The organism is Vibrio sp. 10N.222.52.B7 (genome assembly GCF_041474275.1).
Lineage (GTDB): Bacteria > Pseudomonadota > Gammaproteobacteria > Enterobacterales > Vibrionaceae > Vibrio > Vibrio crassostreae_C.
In genome coordinates, this window is sequence record NZ_JBFRTU010000053.1 from 18232 (window position 1) to 38949 (window position 20718).

19 protein-coding genes are annotated in these 20718 nt (G+C 45.0%); 9 read left to right on the plus strand and 10 right to left on the minus strand.

The window, feature by feature from the left end:
• The first annotated feature begins 215 nt into the window (after positions 1 to 215).
• From AB4512_RS14690 to AB4512_RS14710, 5 genes are all read left to right on the plus strand, one after another.
• A complete protein-coding gene (locus tag AB4512_RS14690; RefSeq protein ID WP_108208165.1) occupies positions 216 to 2111 on the plus strand; it encodes an extracellular solute-binding protein in 1896 nt (631 codons plus the stop codon).
• A 12-nt stretch (positions 2112 to 2123) separates the two neighbouring features.
• Entirely contained in the window at positions 2124 to 3212 is a 1089-nt protein-coding gene (locus AB4512_RS14695; RefSeq protein WP_004730359.1) for a microcin C ABC transporter permease YejB, read from the plus strand.
• Between the two features lie 31 nt (positions 3213 to 3243).
• The gene (locus tag AB4512_RS14700) at positions 3244 to 4266 is read left to right on the plus strand and encodes an ABC transporter permease (protein ID WP_017060847.1); all 1023 of its coding nucleotides are present in this window, start codon (positions 3244 to 3246) and stop codon (positions 4264 to 4266) included.
• A 9-nt stretch (positions 4267 to 4275) separates the two neighbouring features.
• Positions 4276 to 5898 carry a microcin C ABC transporter ATP-binding protein YejF gene (gene yejF / locus AB4512_RS14705; RefSeq protein ID WP_372175106.1) on the plus strand — a complete coding sequence of 541 codons (1623 nt, stop codon included), beginning with the start codon at positions 4276 to 4278 and terminating at the stop codon, positions 5896 to 5898.
• Between the two features lie 117 nt (positions 5899 to 6015).
• Positions 6016 to 6552, plus strand: coding sequence for an RNA-binding S4 domain-containing protein (locus AB4512_RS14710; RefSeq protein WP_017064730.1), 537 nt, complete (start codon positions 6016 to 6018; stop codon positions 6550 to 6552).
• A gap of 184 nt (positions 6553 to 6736) precedes the next feature.
• Here AB4512_RS14710 and AB4512_RS14715 read toward each other — a convergent pair whose 3' ends face one another.
• From AB4512_RS14715 to AB4512_RS14760, 10 genes are all read right to left on the minus strand, one after another.
• Positions 6737 to 7180 (minus strand): F0F1 ATP synthase subunit epsilon, encoded by a 444-nt coding sequence (locus AB4512_RS14715; protein ID WP_017060844.1) that lies wholly within the window; start codon positions 7178 to 7180, stop codon positions 6737 to 6739.
• Between the two features lie 14 nt (positions 7181 to 7194).
• Positions 7195 to 8580: a F0F1 ATP synthase subunit beta gene (atpD, locus tag AB4512_RS14720; RefSeq protein ID WP_017060843.1), complete on the minus strand. Its 1386-nt coding sequence runs from the start codon at positions 8578 to 8580 to the stop codon at positions 7195 to 7197.
• A gap of 44 nt (positions 8581 to 8624) precedes the next feature.
• Positions 8625 to 9494 (minus strand): F0F1 ATP synthase subunit gamma, encoded by an 870-nt coding sequence (atpG, locus tag AB4512_RS14725; protein ID WP_017064727.1) that lies wholly within the window; start codon positions 9492 to 9494, stop codon positions 8625 to 8627.
• A 46-nt stretch (positions 9495 to 9540) separates the two neighbouring features.
• A complete protein-coding gene (gene atpA, locus AB4512_RS14730; RefSeq protein WP_017060841.1) occupies positions 9541 to 11082 on the minus strand; it encodes a F0F1 ATP synthase subunit alpha in 1542 nt (513 codons plus the stop codon).
• A 9-nt stretch (positions 11083 to 11091) separates the two neighbouring features.
• A complete protein-coding gene (locus tag AB4512_RS14735; RefSeq protein ID WP_017060840.1) occupies positions 11092 to 11643 on the minus strand; it encodes a F0F1 ATP synthase subunit delta in 552 nt (183 codons plus the stop codon).
• A gap of 11 nt (positions 11644 to 11654) precedes the next feature.
• Positions 11655 to 12125: a F0F1 ATP synthase subunit B gene (locus tag AB4512_RS14740; RefSeq protein ID WP_017060839.1), complete on the minus strand. Its 471-nt coding sequence runs from the start codon at positions 12123 to 12125 to the stop codon at positions 11655 to 11657.
• Between the two features lie 54 nt (positions 12126 to 12179).
• Complete coding sequence (gene atpE / locus AB4512_RS14745) at positions 12180 to 12416, minus strand: F0F1 ATP synthase subunit C (protein WP_004730405.1); 237 nt, start codon at positions 12414 to 12416, stop codon at positions 12180 to 12182.
• 47 nt (positions 12417 to 12463) lie between these two features.
• Entirely contained in the window at positions 12464 to 13234 is a 771-nt protein-coding gene (gene atpB, locus AB4512_RS14750) for a F0F1 ATP synthase subunit A (RefSeq protein ID WP_017060838.1), read from the minus strand.
• A gap of 1 nt (position 13235) precedes the next feature.
• Positions 13236 to 13637: an ATP synthase subunit I gene (locus AB4512_RS14755; RefSeq protein WP_372073222.1), complete on the minus strand. Its 402-nt coding sequence runs from the start codon at positions 13635 to 13637 to the stop codon at positions 13236 to 13238.
• 757 nt (positions 13638 to 14394) lie between these two features.
• On the minus strand, positions 14395 to 15279 hold the full coding sequence (locus AB4512_RS14760) for a LysR family transcriptional regulator (RefSeq protein ID WP_105058091.1): 885 nt from the start codon (positions 15277 to 15279) through the stop codon (positions 14395 to 14397).
• 157 nt (positions 15280 to 15436) lie between these two features.
• Between AB4512_RS14760 and AB4512_RS14765 the strand changes: the two genes are divergently transcribed.
• The 4 genes from AB4512_RS14765 to AB4512_RS14780 all read left to right on the plus strand — a co-directional run bounded on the left by AB4512_RS14765 (position 15437) and on the right by AB4512_RS14780 (position 20523).
• Positions 15437 to 15835, plus strand: a complete 399-nt coding sequence (locus AB4512_RS14765; protein ID WP_004741170.1) for a RidA family protein — start codon at positions 15437 to 15439, stop codon at positions 15833 to 15835.
• A gap of 187 nt (positions 15836 to 16022) precedes the next feature.
• Positions 16023 to 17483 carry an aldehyde dehydrogenase family protein gene (locus AB4512_RS14770; RefSeq protein ID WP_372175107.1) on the plus strand — a complete coding sequence of 487 codons (1461 nt, stop codon included), beginning with the start codon at positions 16023 to 16025 and terminating at the stop codon, positions 17481 to 17483.
• A 206-nt stretch (positions 17484 to 17689) separates the two neighbouring features.
• On the plus strand, positions 17690 to 18685 hold the full coding sequence (locus AB4512_RS14775) for a membrane dipeptidase (protein WP_017060833.1): 996 nt from the start codon (positions 17690 to 17692) through the stop codon (positions 18683 to 18685).
• A 230-nt stretch (positions 18686 to 18915) separates the two neighbouring features.
• On the plus strand, positions 18916 to 20523 hold the full coding sequence (locus AB4512_RS14780) for a BCCT family transporter (RefSeq protein ID WP_372073224.1): 1608 nt from the start codon (positions 18916 to 18918) through the stop codon (positions 20521 to 20523).
• Positions 20524 to 20718 lie beyond the last annotated feature (195 nt).

The following is a 20718-nucleotide window of genomic DNA, read 5'->3' on the forward strand; positions in this document are numbered from 1 at the left end:
CACCAAGCTAATCAACTCAATCAAAGCTCACTGCATCCAATAACTTCGAGCTGTGACGAGTTAATTGTAAATAAACCGTCAGAGATAGAGTGCTGATGGTTTTATTAGTTATTACATGATGTTAGATTTGAACCTATACTTGATTTAACGGCATGCATTCAAAGCCGATAAATCAACTTGAATATAGAATTCATGACATTTGAAGGGAGAGTCAAATGGGAACAGTTTTTCGACGCAAAGCCTCGCAACGCACTCAGTTTTTCAGGTTTAAATTGAAGTCATGTGCAATCATGTTGCCGCTTATTGCTTTACAACCCTCCGTTACTTACGCTTCTGAAACTCAATCAACTCCTGCTGTCACCGTTATTGAAACCACACAACTGGTTGGTTTTGGTGAAGCAAAATATCCAGCCGATTTCACTCACTTCGATTACGTTAATCCTGATGCGCCAAAGCAGGGCAAAGTGACCTATGGCAGCATAGGTACGTACGATAGCTTTAATCGATTCGGTTCCCGCGGCGTTGCTGCAAGTTATACCGGAGAGATTTACGATACCTTGATGTTTTCTCCGAGTGACGAGATTGATGCGTACTATCCATTGATCGCTTCAAAGGTTCGCTACTCCAGTGATTTCACTTGGATGGAAATCGACATCAACCCAAATGCTAAATTCCAAGATGGCGAGCCTATCACTGCGCATGATGTTGCCTTTACTTTTGACAAGTTCTCAACCGAGGGCGTGCCTCAGTATCGTGTGTATTACAAAGAGATTAAGTCAGTAAAAGCGGTCTCTGATTTGGTTGTTCGTATTGAAATGAACAGTCCAAACCGCGAAAAACTGTTTAGCTTCGCGCAAAGCACTCGTGTATTGCCGAAACATTTCTGGAAAGACAGAAAACTGTCTGAGCCTCTAAGCGAACCACCAGTAGGTAGTGGTCCCTATAAGATCATCAGCTATAAATCTGGGCAAAGTGTTACCTACGGCCTAGATGAAAACTACTGGGCAGCAGACCTACCAGTCAATGTTGGTCGCAATAACTTCAAGCAAGTGCAGTACGATTACTATCGCGATGACACCGTAATGCTCGAAGCCTTCAAAGCAGGGGAGTTCGATCTTCGAACCGAGAACTCGGCTAAGTTCTGGGCCAACTCTTACACGGGCGCAAACTTCGATAAAGGCTACATCATTAAAGAAGAGATCAACCATGAGAAGCCTGAAACGACTCAAGGTTTTGTCTTCAATATTCAATCTCCAGTGTTCTCTGATCCTAAAGTTCGTGAAGCGTTAACGTACGCGATGGACTTTGAGTGGATGAACAAGAACATGTTTTATGGTCAGTACAAACGGACTCGTAGTTACTTCCAAAACACTGACTATGAAGCGAAAGGCTTACCAAGCGAAGCTGAAGTTGAGTTGTTGTCTCAATACAAAGACCAAATTCCACCGAGAGTTTTTACTGAAGAATTCCAGCCATCAGTCACCGATGGCAGTGGCCGTATTCGTAGCCAAATGCGCACAGCTTTCAAATTGCTGAAAGAAGCGGGTTGGGTGCTGAAAGACAAAGTGATGACCAACGAAAAGACCGGCAAGCCGATGTCATTTGAGTTGCTGATTTACAGCCCAACCACCGAGCGTATCGCAACACCGGTTCAAAAAAACCTGAAACGCATGGGTATCGAGATGAAGATCCGTACCATCGATACCACTCAGTACATCAAGCGCTTGCGTGATCGTGATTTCGACATGGTGTCGTCTTCATTTTCCGCAAACCCTTATCCTAGCCCGAACTTAATGATTGTTTGGAACTCTAACTACATTGATTCTACTTACAATACTGCAGGTGTGATGGATCCAGTGGTTGACGCATTAACAGAAGAAATTGCGCGTAACCAACAGCACCCTGAAAAGCTTCTTACACTAGGTCGTTCACTAGACCGAGTATTGCAGTGGAATTTCTACAACATCCCGCAATGGCACGTTGGCGAGTATCGCGTAGCAATGTGGGACAAGTTTGAGCGTCCAGATGTATTGCCTAAATACGATTTAGGTATCGATACATGGTGGATTTCAGAAGAGAAGGCGGCTTTGCTTCCTGAAAAACGTCGCTAGGAGTTAGTTAGCATGGCCGCGTATATATTTCGACGTTTATTGTTGGTGATCCCCACGCTGTGGGCGATCATCACCATCAACTTTTTCATCATCCAGATAGCGCCTGGAGGCCCGGTAGAGCAAGCTGTTGCTCAATTAGAAGGGCATAACTCTGGCATTATGGAGCGTTTTTCTGGTGGTGGACAAGAAGTTGATTTAAGTGAAAGTGATCAAGCGTCTGCCAGTGGCTATAAAGGCTCACGCGGGCTTGATCCTGAAGTGGTTGAAGAGATCAAAAAGCAGTTTGGGTTTGATAAACCGATTCACGTTCGCTACTTCGATATGTTGAAAAACTACGCGACCTTTAACTTTGGTGAAAGCCTGTTTAAGGGTGGTAACGTGATTGATTTAATCATCGAGCGTTTACCTGTCTCCATTTCCTTAGGGTTGTGGAGTACGTTAATCATCTATGTGATTTCGATACCCTTAGGCATTATGAAGGCGATACATCACGGCTCTCGCTTTGATATTTGGTCGAGCGCGGTGGTGATTGTCGGCTACGCGGTGCCGGGCTTCTTGTTTGCGATTATTCTGATTATCTTGTTTGCAAGCGGTAACTACTTCAGTTGGTTCCCATTGCGAGGGCTTGTGTCGAGTAACTTCGACCAGCTCAACTGGTATCAGCAAATTGGCGACTACTTCTGGCACTTGGCGTTGCCCATTTTCGCCATGGTTATCGGTGGATTCGCCACGCTCAGCATGCTGACCAAAAACTCCTTCCTTGATGAAATCAATAAGCAATATGTAGTGACTGCGAGAGCGAAAGGCTTGGACGAGAGCAGTATTCTTTATAAGCACGTTTTCCGTAACGCCATGCTGATCATTATTGCGGGTTTCCCAAGCGCATTTATTAGTATTTTCTTCACGGGTTCTATGTTGATTGAAGTGATGTTTTCACTCGAAGGAATTGGTCTGCTTGGCTTTGAATCAACCATTCAACGTGACTATCCCGTGGTGTTCAGCTCTCTCTATATCATGACCTTGCTTGGCTTGGTGCTGAGCATTATCTCCGACCTGACGTATACCTGGGTTGATCCTCGAATTGATTTTGAAGCGCGTTAATGGCGAACGAATAACAAGGTATTGATAATAAATGTTTAACAACCCTTTAGCTGAAGCTCGTTGGTTACGTTTTAAAGCAAACAAGCGTGGTTTTATCTCCCTTTGGATATTTACCATCTTGTTTGGCTTGAGCCTGTTCGCTGAGATCATTGCCAATGATAAACCACTCTTGGTTTCTTATGATAATCAGTGGTTTGTGCCTGTTATCAATGAATATGCCGAGACGGAGTTTGGTGGTGAGTTTGAAACCGAGGCCGACTACAAAGACCCGTATGTTATCGAGCTCATTGAAGACAACGGTTACATCGTGTGGCCAATCATTCCGTTTAGCTACGACACAATAAACTTCGATATTTCAGGTGCGGTGCCATCGGAGCCCGATTCGGTGAACTGGTTAGGGACTGATGATAAGGGGCGAGATGTATTAGCTCGTATCATTTATGGCTTCCGTATTTCCGTTCTATTTGGTTTTATTCTGACCATTGTATCGAGCGTGATTGGTGTCGTGGTTGGCGCAACACAAGGCTACTACGGTGGCTGGGTTGATCTATTCGGACAACGCTTCATTGAAGTCTGGTCTGGTATGCCGACCCTGTTCTTGCTGATTATTTTGTCGAGTTTTATCGAGCCGAATTTCTGGTGGTTGCTGGGGATTATGGTGCTGTTCAGCTGGATGAGTTTGGTGGGCATTGTTCGCGCCGAGTTCTTACGTTGTCGTAACTTCGACTATGTACGCGCGGCACAAGCGATGGGCGTCGATGATAAGCGCATTATGCTTCGTCACATGTTGCCAAACGCTATGGTTGCGTCGCTAACCATGATGCCGTTTATCTTGTCTGGTTCGGTGACCACGCTGACGTCGTTAGATTTCTTGGGCTTTGGTCTTCCTGCGGGGTCGCCCTCGTTAGGCGAGCTTCTGGCGCAAGGTAAAGCCAACTTACAAGCGCCTTGGCTTGGTATTTCCGCATTCGTTGTACTTTCACTGATGCTTACGTTACTGGTCTTCGTTGGTGAAGCGGTGCGTGATGCTTTCGACCCGCATCAACAGAAGTAAGGATAGGTTATGACTTCAAATACAACGCCTGCTTCTCCGGTTTTGACCATAGATAAACTGTCTGTCGGTTTCGGGCGAAAAAACTCGATAGAGCAAGTGACACAAGATGTCTCTTTAGAAATATACAAAGGTGAGACATTAGCGCTGGTGGGTGAGAGTGGTTCCGGAAAATCGGTCACGGCTAACTCGATTTTAAAGCTGTTACCAAAAGGCTCGTCTCATTACTTAAACGGTAAGATCAATTTCTCTGGCACCGATATTCTGAGTTGTTCTGAAAGACAGCTACGTGGGATTCGTGGTGGTCGTATTGGAATGATCTTCCAAGAGCCTATGGTTTCCCTAAATCCGCTTCATCGAATTGGAAAACAGCTTGTTGAAACCTTAGCAATTCATTGTGGTATGCGAACCAACAAAGCACAAGCCTTGGCGATAGAGTGGCTTTCAAAGGTTGGCATTCGCTATCCTGAGCAAAAGATTTCAGCCTATCCGCACGAGCTATCTGGTGGAGAACGCCAGCGCGTGATGATCGCGATGGCACTGATCAATGAACCAGAGCTGCTTATTGCTGATGAGCCGACAACGGCTTTGGATGTATCGGTGCAAGCGCAGATCCTCGACCTTCTAAAAGACCTGCAGCAAGAGCTGGGTATGGCAATGCTTTTCATTACTCATGACTTGAGTATCGTTCGTAAGATTGCCGACAGAGTAGCAGTAATGAAAGATGGTCGCTTGGTCGAAAGTAACGACTGTCATACCCTGTTTAACGCGCCTGCTCACCCTTACACTCAAAAACTTATTAACTCTGATCCGAAAGGTTTGCCCGTTCCTGTGTCACCCGAAAGCAAACCGCTACTCGATGTAAATCAACTTCGTGTTTGGTTCCCGATCACGGGCGGTTTATTCAAGCGCACCATTTCTCATGTTAAAGCTGTGACCGACATGGAGTTCACTTTGAAGAAAGGGCACTCAATCGGTTTGGTTGGCGAAAGTGGTTCTGGTAAATCGACGACCGGTATGGCGATACTTAAGCTGGTAGATAGTGAAGGGTCAATCACCTACTCGAGTGAACAGCTTCAAGGTTTAGATCGAAAACAGATGCTTCCGTTTAGAAGCCGTATGCAAGTAGTCTTTCAAGACCCGTTTTCTGCGCTAAACCCGAGAATGTCGGTCGCTCAGGTGATTGGCGAAGGTTTGTTAGTGCATCAACAATTGGATGAGCACGAACTCGACCAACGCATCTGTGACGTAATGAAAGAGGTTGACCTCGATCCTGAAACGCGTCACCGTTACCCAAATGAGTTTTCTGGCGGTCAAAGGCAGCGTATTGCGATTGCTCGTGCTTTGATTTTAAAGCCAGAGTTTATCCTGCTCGATGAACCAACATCGTCATTGGACAGAACCGTTCAAGCTCAAGTATTGGATTTGCTGAAGTCACTTCAAGAAAAGTATGGCCTGACCTATTTGTTTATCAGTCATGATCTGAATGTCGTGAAATCCTTGTGTCATTACACCATCGTCATGAAAGCTGGCGAGGTAATAGAGAAGGGCGACACTGAGACTTTGTTTGGTAATCCGCAGCATGAATATACTAAGCAGTTGGTGAGTCTTTCGAATGTTGGTGGTGTTTTATAACGCAGAGGGTTTGTTTAAAACAAATGGGCTCTGGTTGAATTCAACATGGTCATTTCGTTGTTTTAAGATTACACTGCGCCCAATATTTCAGAAGTACATACTTAGGTAGAGGTCACCATGGACCAAGAACATTACGAAGACGCTGATTACGAAGGCCAAGAGCTGGGCGAAGAAGGCGAAGAGATTGAAATTGAAGCAATTGGTATTGATGTTTCATCACAGCCAATCGAGCTCTACAAAGTGTTTAAAATTGCTAACCTAGTGAGTGGTGGCGGTGAAGCTAAACACATCATCTCTGAAGGCTACGTAGCGGTAAATGGTGAGCTAGAAACCCGTAAGCGTCGTAAAATGTACGATGGCGACTTCTTTGAATTCAACCAAGAATACTATGTAGTGGTGTGTGATCAGCCAGTACAAGAAGAATCAGAAAAGCCGAAAAAGAAAGAAACGCCTAAAAAAGAGAACAAGGCGAAGAAAGGTCAGTCTAAAAAGGATTCTAAGAAGAAGGAATCTAAGAAAAGCAAAGCAGAAATGCTAAGCGCAAAGGCTGAACCAAAGAAAGAGAAAAAAGAGAAGAAACCGAAAAAGAAAGCGGATACGCCAAAGCCAACACGTGATGACAAAAGCGGCCGTAATTCGATTGAGTTCTTTTAAACTACAGTTCTAAACGACTGCTCTAAACTGCTTTTCTAAAACGAATCTTTTAAAACTATTCGTTTGAACATCAAGCAACGTTAGACCTAGGTTTTACGTTACGCAGATATCAAAAGGCTCACTAGTTAGTGAGCCTTTTTTGTATTTGTTTGCTAGCACAGCTAACGGCCAATAACGCTTATTCTCAGTGTCTTGTGTGAGAAGAAGTTAGCTCTGATGCACGTAACTGAGCAACGGCTTTCGCTAGTTCTAGCTGAGCTTGTGCAAAGTTAATGTCTATGTTGCCCTTGTTGATGTTCTCTAGAGCGGCATATTTCGCTTCTTCTGCGCGAGCGCGGTCAATGTCTTTACCATGCAAGGCCGTGTCGGCTAATAACGTAACCACATCCGGCTGAACTTCCAGCATCCCACCAGAGACATACAGCACTTGGCCTTCTGATTTAGGGTCTGTAACAAACACGGTTACGCCCGGTTTGATCTTACTGAGAAGCGGGGAGTGACCGGGGCGGATCCCCAGTTCACCGTCAGCGCCAGAAACGGCTAGGGCATACGCTGGACCTGAAAACAGCGTACCTTCCGCACTTACAATATTAAGTTGAAATGTATTATCTGTAATTCCGATAGCCATGGTGCACCTGCCTCTTAGAGTGATTTTGCTTTGTTAAGCACTTCGTCGATAGAGCCACAGTACAAGAACGCTTGCTCTGGGATATCGTCATATTCACCGCTCAATAGACCTTTAAAGCCTCTTAGTGTTTCGCTTAGCGGTACAAAGACACCTTTCTGACCGGTAAACACTTCGGCTACGTGGTAAGGCTGCGTTAAGAAACGTTCAATCTTACGAGCGCGAGATACGGTCTGTTTGTCTTCAGTAGACAGCTCATCCATACCAAGAATCGCGATGATGTCTTTTAGCTCTTTGTAGCGTTGCAGCGTTGTTTGTACTTTTTGTGCAATGTCGTAGTGCTCTTGGCCTACGATCAGCGGATCTAACTGACGTGACGTTGAATCTAACGGGTCAATCGCAGGGTATAGACCCAGTGCCGCGATGTTACGAGACAGTACAACGGTCGCATCTAAGTGAGCAAAGGTTGTTGCTGGCGATGGGTCAGTCAAGTCATCCGCAGGTACGTATACTGCTTGGATAGAGGTGATAGAGCCTTGTTTTGTTGACGTGATACGCTCTTGAAGTACGCCCATCTCTTCAGCCAGTGTTGGTTGGTAACCTACTGCTGAAGGCATACGACCTAGCAGAGCTGATACTTCTGTTCCCGCAAGCGTGTAACGGTAAATGTTATCAATGAACAACAGTACGTCACGACCTTCATCACGGAAGCGCTCAGCCATAGTTAGGCCTGTAAGTGCTACACGTAGACGGTTTCCCGGTGGCTCGTTCATTTGACCGTAAACCATGGCTACTTTGTCTAGTACACCTGCTTCTTTCATCTCGTAGTAGAAGTCGTTACCTTCACGAGTACGCTCACCTACACCGGTAAATACAGAAAGACCTGAGTGGGCTTTGGCGATGTTGTTGATAAGCTCCATCATGTTGACGGTTTTACCTACACCAGCACCACCGAACAGACCAATTTTACCACCCTTAGCGAATGGACAGATAAGGTCGATAACCTTAACGCCTGTTTCTAGAAGCTCAGTGCTGTTTGCTTGTTCTTCATAAGAAGGGGCTTCACGGTGAATCTCGTAGTTTTCTTTCTGACCGATTTCACCACACTCATCGATAGGTTGACCAAGCACGTTCATGATACGGCCTAGCGTTTCTTCGCCGACAGGAACCGTGATTGGAGAGCCTGTGTTTTCAACCGTTAGGCCACGACGTAAGCCATCTGACGTACCCATTGCAATACAACGAACGATATTGCTACCCAGTTGTTGTTGTACTTCCAATACTAACGAGCTTGCTTCGTCGCTAGTCACTTTCAATGCATCATAAACGCGTGGGCTGTTGCCGCCGCTGAACTCGACGTCAACCACCGCGCCGATTACTTTAACTATTTTTCCAACACTCATTCTTAAATCCTCAAATTCTGTTCTTGACCCAGTCTTTTCTAGCCCTAGACAGCTTGGGCACCTGAGACTATTTCACTCAGCTCTTGGGTAATGGCAGCCTGACGCGCCTTGTTGTAGACCAACTGCAAGTCATCAATGAGTTGGCCTGCGTTATCAGTCGCCGCTTTCATAGCGACCATTCGGGCTGCTTGCTCACAGGCAATGCTCTCAACAATGCCTTGATACACTTGCGATTCGATGTATCGATGTAACAGTTCTGAGAGTATGTCTTTGGGTGCTTGCTCATAGATGTAGTCCCAACGACGCGCTTTTTTAGGCTCACCACCTTCCTCAGAATCCGAAGGGTGGGGGAGCAACTGCAAGGTCGTTGGCGCTTGAACCATGGTGTTGACGAACTGGTTGTAAACGAGATACAAGCTATCGATTTTACCTTCGTCGTAATGCCCGAGCATCGCATTCACCGTACCTAAGATGTCTTCTAACTTAGGTGTATCGCCAAGACCTGACGTTTGTGCAATAACGTTGCCGCCGCGTTGGAAGAACGAGATAGCCTTAGATCCCACTAAGGTTGTTTCTACCTCGACTCCCTTGGTGCGCCATTGCTCCATTTCTTCTAACACTTTCTTGAACAAGTTTGAGTTCAAGCCACCACACAAGCCGCGATCGGACGAGATAATGATGTAAGCGACACGCTTAGGTTCACGCTGTTGCAGGTAAGGGTGCTGGTACTCCAGGGAACCCGATGCAACATGAGAGATAACTTTTCGCATGTTCTCGGCGTAGGGGCGAGTTAGCGTCATGTTGTCTTGAACCTTGCGCATCTTACTTGCTGCAACCATTTCCATTGCGCTAGTGATTTTCTGAGTGTTACTAACACTGGCTATCTTGGTGCGAATTTCTTTAGTACTTGCCATAATCTGCTCCTATTTGTTTTGATTTCCAGCTAACAAACCGGAGCACTTACCAAGCTTTCATCCCAACAAAACCTTCTAGGATCTCTTTAAGAGCACCGTCGATTTCGTCATTGTAATCGCCTGTCGCGTTGATTTTTTCGAACAACGCAGGGTTCTGACCTTTGGCATAAGCAATCAGCTCTTCTTCAAAACGGGCAATGTTGTTTAGCTCAACACCGACCAAGTAGCCTTTCTCTGCTGCGTAGATAACCGTTGCTTGCTCAGCGACTGACATTGGAGAGTATTGTTTTTGCTTCATTAATTCGGTAACACGCTCACCATGGTCTAGCTGTTTGCGCGTCATCTCATCTAAGTCAGAAGAGAACTGAGCAAAGGCCGCCAGCTCGCGATATTGAGCTAATGAAGTACGGATACCACCAGACAGTTTCTTGATGATCTTGCATTGCGCCGCACCACCCACACGAGATACCGAGATACCTGGGTCTACTGCAGGACGTAAGCCTGAGTTAAACAATTGGGTTTGAAGGAAAACCTGACCATCGGTGATTGAGATTACGTTGGTTGGTACAAACGCTGATACGTCACCCGCTTGAGTTTCAATGATCGGAAGCGCCGTTAATGAGCCAGTTTGACCTTTCACTTCACCGTTAGTGAACTTCTCTACATACTCTGCATTCACTCGTGCTGCACGTTCTAGAAGGCGTGAGTGAAGGTAGAATACGTCGCCAGGGAAGGCTTCACGACCCGGTGGGCGTTTCAATAGCAACGAGATTTGACGGTAAGCAACGGCTTGTTTTGATAGGTCATCATAGATGATCAGTGCATCTTCACCGCGGTCACGGAAGTATTCACCCATGGTGCAACCCGCATAAGGGGCTAGGTATTGAAGCGCTGCAGACTCTGATGCTGATGCCACGACTACGATGGTGTTTTTAAGCGCATCGTGGTCTTCGAGTTTACGAACCACGTTAGCGATAGTGGAGGCTTTTTGGCCAATCGCTACATACACACATTTGATGCCAGAATCTTTCTGATTGATGATCGCATCGATAGCTAACGCTGTTTTACCCGTCTGACGGTCACCGATGATAAGTTCACGTTGACCACGACCGATTGGCACCATGGTATCAACCGCTTTATAGCCAGTTTGAATTGGCTGATCAACAGACTTACGTTCGATTACACCGGGTGCAATCACTTCTACAGGGTCGAGTCGGTCACAACTTACTGGGCCTTTGCCATCGATTGGCTCGCCTAATGTGTTCACAACACGGCCAAGAAGACCGTTACCGACGGGGACTTCCAAGATACGACCTGTACCTTTCACTTTCATACCTTCAGATAGGTCAGTGTAGGGGCCCATAACCACCGCACCTACTGAGTGCGTATCGAGGTTAAGTGCGAGTGCGTATTTGCCACCTGGTAGCTCAATCATCTCGCCTTGCATAACATCAGCAAGGCCATTGATTGTGATGATGCCATCACGAACCGATACGATAGTGCCTTCATTGCGAGCCTCGGTGCTCACATTAAATTTCGAGATGCGTTCTTTGATTAGATCGCTGATTTCATTTGAATTTAATTGCATAATTGTTACCTATCTCGCGTGAAGTTGATGAGCCAATCGGTCAATTGATGTGTTTAAAGAACCATCGATAACGGTTTCACCCGCCTTGATGACCATTCCACCTACTAACGTGTCATCAATAACCTGCTTCATTTCAACCTGACGCTCTAATTTCTTCTCAAGTGCAGCTGTTAGTGACGTAACTTGATCTTGTGTCAGCATTTCTGAACTGGTGACAGTGACAGGCACTACACGTTCATGTTCGTCCTTTAGCTCGCAGTACAATTCAAACAGGTCTCTTACAACAGAAAGGCGGCCGTTCTCGGCCAAGACTCGAATAAGATTAATGACGTGGTCATCAACGAGTCCTTGGCAAATATGAATGATGAGGTTTGCCAGCTCTTCTGTTTGGTGTGTAGAAGCACCTTCTGCTGAAGAAATCTGACTAGCGATCGTTTCTTCTTCCGCGACAGCCACAAGAATGGACAGCATTGAGTGCCACTCTTGTAACTGGTTTTCACCTAAAGCAAATTCAAACGATGCTTTGGCGTAGGGATGAGCAATATTGGTGTAATCTGACATATTGCCTCTCCTTAGAGTTCGCTAATCATTTGGTCAACTAGCGCTCGGTTCGTTGCGGAATCTAGGTTTTTGCTAATCAGTTTCTGTGCACTTTGAATTACTGCGTCTGCCATATCTGCCTGAAGTTCACGGCGTATCTTTTGGCGTTCGCCTTCTAGCTCAGCTCTACCTTGTTCTAAGATGCGTGCCTTTTCTTGCTCGGCTTCTTGTTGCGCTAAGCTGATGATTTCATTGCGGCGTTTTCGGCCCTGTTCAACCAGTTCAGTCACATCTTTTCTTGCATCTTCGATGAGTTGCGCGCCATTTGATTTTGCTAGTTCTAGCTCTTTCGCAGCGTTCTCTGAGTGGCGTAAACCATCAGCGATTTCTTTTTGGCGCTCGTCTAACATCGCGGTGAGAGGGGGCCATACATATTTCATGCAGAGCCAAACAAAAATCACGAATGAGATTGCTTGTCCAAACATGCTTGCATTTAAGTTCATACCTTCCTCACTAAATCTTGATTATTTACAAATCGATCTTTCAAAGCGGTTTGATTAAGCCACGGCGAAGATGATGTATAGACCGATACCAACACCGATCATCGGTACTGCATCCACAAGACCCATCATGATGAAGAATTGAGTACGAAGCATTGGAGTAAGGTCTGGTTGACGCGCAACACCTTCAAGGTATTTACCTGCTAAGTTACCAATACCAGATGCTGCACCTGCTGCACCTAAACCGATCAGTAATGCACCTGCTACATATAAAACTGCGCTTACGATATCCATTTGTATCTCCGATAAATAATTTGTTAGTTAAATTTTTTAGTTATTAATTAGTGGTGTTCTTCTGTTGCCATACCTAAATAAACAACGGTCAGTACCATAAATATAAATGCTTGCAAGAATACGATTAATATGTGGAATAGTGCCCAAGGAACACTCAGTGCCCATTGCATCCACCATGGCATTAATGCGATCAGAATAAATATCATCTCACCTGCATACATGTTTCCAAATAATCGTAAGCCTAGTGATATAGGTTTTGAAATTAATGTTATTAATTCAAGAACTAAGTTAACAGGGTATAAAAGAGGGTTATCAAATGGCTGCGTAGTAAGCTCTTTGATAAAGCCTTTCAATCCTTTATTTTTAAATGTATAAGTCAACAGTAAGATAAATACACCGAGTGCCATCGACATTGGTATATTTACGTCCGCCGTTGGTAGATCTCTAAAGTGTTCTAGACCCATTGCACGACTTAATGCTGGTATGAAATCTATTGGTAATAAATCGACCGCGTTCATTAACAACACCCAAACAAAAGTGGTTAATGCCAGTGGCCCTATTAATTTATCCTCCGCTTGAAAAATCTCTTTTACTAGGTTGTTTACAAAATCAAATATCAGTTCGATAAAACATTGAAATCGACCTGGAACACCGCTGGTGCCTTTGGTCACTACGTATCGAAACGCTCCAATAAACAGTAAACCCGTAATCCAAGATACCAACATCGAGTCGATGTTGAACGCCCAGAAACCATCACCTGTAGTTAAGAAGGTTAAGTGATGCTCTATGTATTCGTGAGCGGTAGTTACTTGATCCATACTACACGTACTCCGATCTTGTAGAGGCAGTAATAAATGGTGTTAAGAAGTACCCAACCATAGTGAGAATATATGCGTACAATATTACTGGGTTATCCAATTTGAAAAACTGGAACGCCAAGATAAACATTAAGAACGTATAAGTTATTTTCACGACACGACTCATTTGCATTAAGTCACGTAAACTATAATTAGGATTCTTGTGCACCTTTAGGCTTGCATATATAAAACCAAACAGCGGAGGTAGCATCGCAATAACGATACCCAAAGCCGACGATTCCATATCTACTTTATTACCAAAAAACACTTCATATAAAACTACACCGACGGCTAATACTACTTGGCAGAGAACAACTCTTTTAGCAGCAACAAGAATGTCACCACTTATCCCATTAAGCCTCATAATAAAACCTTATATTTAACAGTGTAAGCTCATATAAAACACAGTTTGAATATGTCTTGCTACTCGCATTTACTTGTTAATAAAACTTTGCTTGTTAACAAAGAGATAATCTTGCTGGTTTTATATCTCCTGACGAAATAGAACGATATAAACTAATTCGCTCTCGTTTCGACAAAATATAAACTACGCCTAAAATTATGTGATCAAAACGACAAATATCGACATCAATAATTCCATTTTTGAAATGGGTGTTTTCCATTTATGAAAGTAATAATTCTGTCACTATAATCATGAATATTTCAGATGATTTACTGATAACTTGAAGTATTGATAACTGCTCGAATAAATCAGGGTCAAGCCAAGTGTTTTGACGGCAATCAATTTATATTTTTCAGGCACTTAAATTAACTTTTCATCAGAGTTAGAGTCGGACTCTAGATGTGTTAATTCATCACTATTTGGTTATTTATAGCGAGCAGCGTGCGTTTATTAACGCGGGAATATATATTTTTTATCTATTACTCATGAAGCGTGGAAAAACTGTGTCACATCAATGGTTATCCGCATTTTTGTTACTCATCGAGGTATTTATGGCCGGTTATATTGGAAGGTGAGAAGAAGAATTGAGAGTGTTAAAGCCGTTTTTATGAAGTTCAAACTCCACTTAAGAGCTTGTTGATAGTGGTTGATGCGGCCAGATAAAGCGTATTTTAAAGCAACAAATGGCAGTGCAGCACTGCCATTTGCTAAACCTTGTTTATGAAGCTTCATAGCTCAGATATTGAATACACAAGTCATGAAAAGCTTGCGCTTGGGGTGAGATAGTACGGTCAGACAGTCGGAATATTCCAATTTGTCTCTGTAACGGCGGGTCGATCAAAGGAATCCACACTAAACGCGTTTCATTGGTTGGAAAAGCAAGCTTAGGCAGCGTGGTTACCCCAATGCCTAATTCCAATACAGAAAACAGAGAAGTAATGTTTTCTACGGAATATAGGGCTTGTTCGCTGAGCATACGTGCAGGTGTTGGATCGAGTAGGGTGCAAGTACCGTTACGAATGAAGGGCTGTTTTAACAGAGTTTGCCATTCGATCCCTTCAGGTTGAGCGGCGATAGGGTTGTCCTTTAAGCAGACCACACCGATAGGATCGGAAAGAAGTGGGGTGAAGTCGATACTCTCTTCTTCTAAATGGGAGGTGTTGCCTAGGGCGACATCTACTTCTCCAGAGAGTAATCGTGCTTCTACACCTGCCGCATTATCATCAATCAAACTCACTTCTACATTCGGGTATTGCTCACAAAACGCCCCTAACACGCTAGGGATCAATTTGGCTGCCACCGAAGGCACGCTCGCTATTCGAACTCTTCCTTGTTGCCCAGCCGCCGCTGCACGTAAGTCGTTGTCTAATGCTTTGTAAACATTCAAGAATTGAATGATTTTCGGTAGGCATATTTCACCAAAAGGTGTAAGCGTAGATTTGTTGCCTGTTTCAAACAGTGGCTGACCAAGTATTTTCTCAAGCTCTTTTATTGAAGTAGACAGTGCCGCTTGAGATCGATTTGCTCGGTGAGAGGCGGCACGAAATCCACCTTCTTCGACCACTAAAACAAAATGTTTTAACTGTTGTAGCTTAATACTCATGACTCCGATCCTTCTCTAGCCCTTGCTATACCTTACTTTTTGAAAGGTGATAGATTTTATTTATCAAATGCACAAAATTTACCGTTAGATTTATCAGGCGTCAAGGTGCAGTATTTAACCATCTTGAAACATAGTTGTTACAAAGTTGGATGGAATCGTGAACGCACAAACTAAAAAACACCCAGTAAAAACCGCTCTTTTCGCTTCAAAAGCACCACTAGAGTGGGCAATCGTTAATAACGGCACTCTATACACTGCGCAGATTCCAATCGATGAAACGGGCGCAGTAGTAGAAGGCGGTATTGAAGCGCAAACGCGTCAGACTTTTAACAACCTTGTTCATACCTTAGAGTGTGCAGGTGAATCGATGGATTCTGTGCTGCAGGTTCTGATTTACGTGACTGACCGTGAATACCTGAAAACGGTAAACAGCGTATACGGAGAATACTTCAACGCACCTTATCCAAATCGTGCAGCAGTCGTTGTTGCAGGGCTAGCTAGAGAAGAGATGTTGGTTGAGTTCGTGGTTTATGCATCGGCGTCTCAACCTGAATAAATGGACTGTGAACTGAGGCAATTTGCCAATCAAAGCTGTTTGTCTACGCAGATCTTTACTAATACAAGCGAATAGTTTTACGTCTAGATACAAAATTAATACTTATTCTCTATATGAATTAACAATTTATTAATTAATCCGATGGTTGCCAGACTCAACCGCAACCTAACGTTACAAGGACAGAATGATGACTCACTTACAGAATGTTCAAGCAGAAAACGCACTTTACATTGGCGGCGAATGGCAAGCGGGTGTAAGCACCGTAGCGAACATTAACCCATCAGATATTTCTGAAAATATTGGCAACTTTGCACAAGCAAGTGCTGAACAAGTTCAACAAGCGATTTCAGCGGCGAAACACGCTCAACCAGAGTGGGAAAAAACGCCGATTGAACGCAAGCAAGCGGTGCTTCAAGCGATTGGTGATGAGCTGATTGCCCGTTGTGATGAGCTGGGCACTTTGCTATCTCGTGAAGAAGGTAAGCCTTTTGCTGAAGGTCGCGGTGAGATTTACCGTGCAGGTCAGTTCTTCCAATACTTTGCGGCTGAAGTGCTTCGCCAAATTGGTGACAACGCAGATTCTGTACGCCCGGGTGTTTCTGTTGAAGTGACTCGCGAAGCGGTGGGCGTTATCGGCATTATCTCTCCTTGGAACTTCCCGACAGCAACAGCAGCTTGGAAAATTGCTCCAGCATTGGCTTTCGGTAACAGCGTTATTTGGAAACCAGCAAACCTAACACCAGCAAGTGCGGTCGCGCTTACAGAGATCATCCACCGCCAAGGTATCCCTGCAGGTACGTTTAACCTTGTACTGGGTAGCGGTTCAACAGTAGGTGATGCACTGATCAACTCTAAAGAAGTGAACGGTGTGAGCTTTACCGGTTCTGTTGATACGGGTCGTAAAGTGGCAGCGGCTACAGCGCCAAACTTCGTTCGATGCCAACTAGAAATGGGCAGTAAGAACGCACTTGTTATTGCTGACGATGCTGATATCCAAACTGCGGTTGATGCAACGATTGCAGGTTCTTTCTCTGGCGCAGGCCAAAAATGTACCGCGTCTTCTCGCCTTGTGGTTATGGATAGCATTCACGACCAATACGTTGAAGCACTGATTAAACGTATGAGCGAGCTGAAAGTGGGTCACGCACTGGAAGAGGGTGTGTTCATGGGCCCTGTCGTTGATGGCAACCAACTTGAAGCAAACCTAGGTTGGGTTGAGAAAGCACGTCAAAGCGGCGGTGAGCTGGCATTTGGTGGCGAACGCTTGAGTATGAAGCACGAAGGTTTCTACATGTCTCCAACGCTGTTCTTGAACACTAAGAACGATTGGGAAGTGAACCAAGAAGAAGTGTTCGCACCAATGGCAAGTGTGATTCGTGTCGCTGACCTAGAAGAAGCGATTTCGACAACCAACGACACTCGCTTCGGTCTAACAGGCGGCATCATTACTCAGAGCCTACGTACTAGCGCAATGTTCAAGCAACAAGCGCAGACCGGTTGTGTGATGGTCAACCTACCAACAGCAGGCACGGATTACCACGTACCGTTTGGTGGTCGTAAAGAGTCTAGCTTCGGTCCTCGTGAGCAAGGTCAATACGCGAAAGAGTTCTACACAGTGGTTAAGACGGCTTACCAACGTCCTTACTAATCCACTTTCTAAATAAGAATTGGATAGCTGAATTAACTTCCTAGCTATCCAGCTATCGAATTGGCCTGATTCACAGAGTCAGGCCAACATTCAAACCAAAGCAGCAAACGAACTTAGACAAGTGATTTAACCCATTTTTGAAAACATGTTATTTGAGCGTGTTTTCAAAACCGAGCTAGAACACTGAGCTTTCAATAGGAGTGGTTATGTACCAGCAACGGATTGTTATAGATGGATTGCAATACTGCAATTGGAACAGAGAATATTTCCAAACACTAAAGGCGAGCGGCATTACAGCAGTTCACGCTACCGCGGTTTACCACGAGACGGCTCGTGAAACCTTATCTCGCTTTGCAGAATGGAATTTAAGATTCGAGCAGAACGCAGACCTTATCATGCCGATTCACTCAATGGCTGATGTCGAGACTGCAAAAGCGACTGGCAAAGTCGGCATTTTCCTTGGTGCTCAAAACTGTTCTCCAATCGACGATGAGATCGGTCTTATCGAAGTGATGCGTAAGCAAGGTCTTTTGATCATGCAACTGACGTACAACAACCAGAGCTTATTGGCGACGGGTTGCTACGAGAAGAACGACACAGGTATTACTCGCTTTGGTAAACAAGCCATCGAAGAGATGAACCGAGTGGGCATGATCATAGATATGTCTCACAGTGCAGAGCGCTCAACACTTGAAGCTATCGACTTGTCTTCTCGTCCTATTTGTATCAGCCATGCGAACCCGACGTTTGCTCATGATGCACTACGAAATAAATCAAACGATGTAATTAAAGCTCTAACCGCACGCGGCGGCTTAATCGGATTCAGCTTGTACCCATTCCACCTACCAAACGGCAGCCAATGTACCTTGGAAGATTTCTGCCAGATGGTTGCGACTACGGCTGACATGGTCGGCGTAGAGCACCTCGGTATTGGCAGTGACCTATGCTTAAACCAACCTCAAGCCGTTCTTGAATGGATGAGAAATGGTCGTTGGTCTAAAGCAATGGACTACGGCGAAGGCTCTGCGAACAACTCAGGTTGGCCAGATGCGTTGCCTTGGTTCTGTGGTAGTGCGGGTATGGAAAACATATATAACGGATTGATGCGTCATGGTTTCAGCGAGTCTGAAGCTGGGCAAGTCTTGGGAGAAAACTGGTTTAACTTCTTGAAAGATGGCCTAGAGCCTCAAACCAAGGGTTAACGGTTTCTCGCGAGCCATCATCGAATTAGCAGCCTTCTAACAAACGTTCAATAAGCAAGTGCTGCTTAAACCAATTTCACTATTCAAAAGGAACAACGGTCTATTTCGCAACGCGGTAACCCAAACATGGATTAGCCTGCCCAACACAAAAAACAATAGGGCAGGTGTTAAATACACCCTTGTAGTCATCATTCAAATGACAGCTGCAAAGAAACCTCTGGAGTCAGAGTATGTCTGATTTAACCAATAGCGTGAAATCTTCAAGCTTAAATGCGGGTCAAGCACACACAACAATTAATGCAAAAAGCAACACAAACGAGTCTGAGTCTACGTCAGACAAATTAGGCCTATCCAACCCAGCACTTTGGTACAGCGGCGGTTTTATCGCTCTGTTCGTGGCACTTGCTCTATTTGATGGCGAGCTGTTATCAAGCCTAGTAAATACGGGCTTTGCATGGTCTGTAAAAGTATTCGGTCCTTACTGGCAAATGCTTCTTCTTCTGACTTTTCTTATTGGTCTTGGCCTGGCGGCAGGGCGAACAGGCAAGGTTATCCTAGGCGGCATCGCTAAACCTGAAATGGACGGCTTCCGTTGGATGGCGATCATCTTCTGTACGCTACTGGCAGGTGGCGGTGTATTTTGGGCAGCAGCAGAGCCTATCGCTCACTACGTTAGCCCACCACCATTGTACGGCGCACAAGAAAACGCACAGCAAGGCGCGGTGAATGCTTTATCGCAATCCTTCATGCACTGGGGTTTTCTAGCATGGGCCATTGTCGGTAGCTTAACGTCTATTGTGGTGATGCACCTTCACTACGACAAAGGCTTACCGCTTAAACCTCGTATTTTGCTTTACCCAGTTTTAGGCGAGCGAGCATTGAAAGGTCACACCGGCGCATTGATTGATGCATGTTGTATTGTCGCAGTAGCGGCGGGCACCATTGGTCCTATCGGCTTCTTAGGCTTGCAAGTGAGCTACGCACTGAACGCACTGTTTGATATTCCTGATGGCTTCACGACGCAGCTTATCATCATCCTGTTCGCTATCGTTCTATACACATTGTCGGCATTAAGTGGTCTTAACCGCGGAATGCAAATGCTAAGCCGTTACAACGTAATTTTAGCAATGTCATTGATGGTCTACATTCTGATCTTCGGCCCAACAAACTTCATTTTCAATGGCTACATCCAAGGTGTAGGCAGCATGATAGACAACTTCATCCCAATGGCAACATACCGTGGTGACGAAGGTTGGTTGAGCTGGTGGACAGTATTCTTCTGGGGTTGGTTCTTAGGTTACGGCCCAATGATGGCAATCTTCATCGCACGTATTTCACGCGGTCGTAGTATTCGCCAATTGGTATCAACCATCAGTCTTATTGCACCGTTCGTAACATGTTTCTGGTTCACCATTGTTGGCGGTTCTGGCCTTGCGTTTGAAATTGCAGACCCAGGCAGCGTAAGTAAGGCGTTTGAAGGTTTTAACTTACCAGGTGCGCTACTGGCGGTAACTCAGCAGCTACCAATGCCAATGCTTATCTCAATTCTGTTCTTGATCTTAACCACGATCTTCATCGTAACGACCGGTGACTCAATGACTTACACCATCAGTGTGGTGATCAGTGGTGAGACAGAACCGAATGCAATTATTCGTACCTTCTGGGGTGTGATGATGGGGGTAACAGCGTTAATTCTGATTTCCCTAGGCTCTGGCGGTATTTCAGCGCTGCAATCCTTCATTGTTATCACCGCGGTACCGGTGTCCTTAATCTTGTTGCCATCACTTTGGAATGCGCCTCAAATCGCAATCAAGATGGCGAAAGATCAAGGCTTATAAAACATCAATGCCGGTATAAAGAAGAAAATGTAGAGATAAAGCTCTCTAAAAACTGAAGATAAACAAGGTGTGAGCCTTTGAAAGAAGGCTGATACAAGATTCCGGAAGGAAGATAAAAACCGTACTGGTGAAGATACACCGGGCGGCACGTATTTAGGTCAATCGATCTAGTCAGGACAAATAATAAGTGGCGAG

What these genes read in the sequence shown, in the direction of transcription:
- AB4512_RS14700 (WP_017060847.1), top strand. Translation starts at nt 3,244, where the DNA reads ATGTTTAACAACCCTTTAGCTGAAGCTCGTTGGTTACGTTTTAAAGCA.
- AB4512_RS14690 (WP_108208165.1), top strand. Translation starts at nt 216, where the DNA reads ATGGGAACAGTTTTTCGACGCAAAGCCTCGCAACGCACTCAGTTTTTC.
- atpB (WP_017060838.1), bottom strand. Translation starts at nt 13,234, where the DNA reads ATGGATCAAGTAACTACCGCTCACGAATACATAGAGCATCACTTAACC.
- yejF (WP_372175106.1), top strand. Translation starts at nt 4,276, where the DNA reads ATGACTTCAAATACAACGCCTGCTTCTCCGGTTTTGACCATAGATAAA.
- atpA (WP_017060841.1), bottom strand. Translation starts at nt 11,082, where the DNA reads ATGCAATTAAATTCAAATGAAATCAGCGATCTAATCAAAGAACGCATC.
- AB4512_RS14760 (WP_105058091.1), bottom strand. Translation starts at nt 15,279, where the DNA reads ATGAGTATTAAGCTACAACAGTTAAAACATTTTGTTTTAGTGGTCGAA.
- AB4512_RS14735 (WP_017060840.1), bottom strand. Translation starts at nt 11,643, where the DNA reads ATGTCAGATTACACCAATATTGCTCATCCCTACGCCAAAGCATCGTTT.
- AB4512_RS14775 (WP_017060833.1), top strand. Translation starts at nt 17,690, where the DNA reads ATGTACCAGCAACGGATTGTTATAGATGGATTGCAATACTGCAATTGG.
- AB4512_RS14755 (WP_372073222.1), bottom strand. Translation starts at nt 13,637, where the DNA reads ATGAGGCTTAATGGGATAAGTGGTGACATTCTTGTTGCTGCTAAAAGA.
- AB4512_RS14710 (WP_017064730.1), top strand. Translation starts at nt 6,016, where the DNA reads ATGGACCAAGAACATTACGAAGACGCTGATTACGAAGGCCAAGAGCTG.
- AB4512_RS14770 (WP_372175107.1), top strand. Translation starts at nt 16,023, where the DNA reads ATGACTCACTTACAGAATGTTCAAGCAGAAAACGCACTTTACATTGGC.
- atpD (WP_017060843.1), bottom strand. Translation starts at nt 8,580, where the DNA reads ATGAGTGTTGGAAAAATAGTTAAAGTAATCGGCGCGGTGGTTGACGTC.
- atpG (WP_017064727.1), bottom strand. Translation starts at nt 9,494, where the DNA reads ATGGCAAGTACTAAAGAAATTCGCACCAAGATAGCCAGTGTTAGTAAC.
- atpE (WP_004730405.1), bottom strand. Translation starts at nt 12,416, where the DNA reads ATGGATATCGTAAGCGCAGTTTTATATGTAGCAGGTGCATTACTGATC.
- AB4512_RS14695 (WP_004730359.1), top strand. Translation starts at nt 2,124, where the DNA reads ATGGCCGCGTATATATTTCGACGTTTATTGTTGGTGATCCCCACGCTG.
- AB4512_RS14715 (WP_017060844.1), bottom strand. Translation starts at nt 7,180, where the DNA reads ATGGCTATCGGAATTACAGATAATACATTTCAACTTAATATTGTAAGT.
- AB4512_RS14780 (WP_372073224.1), top strand. Translation starts at nt 18,916, where the DNA reads ATGTCTGATTTAACCAATAGCGTGAAATCTTCAAGCTTAAATGCGGGT.
- AB4512_RS14740 (WP_017060839.1), bottom strand. Translation starts at nt 12,125, where the DNA reads ATGAACTTAAATGCAAGCATGTTTGGACAAGCAATCTCATTCGTGATT.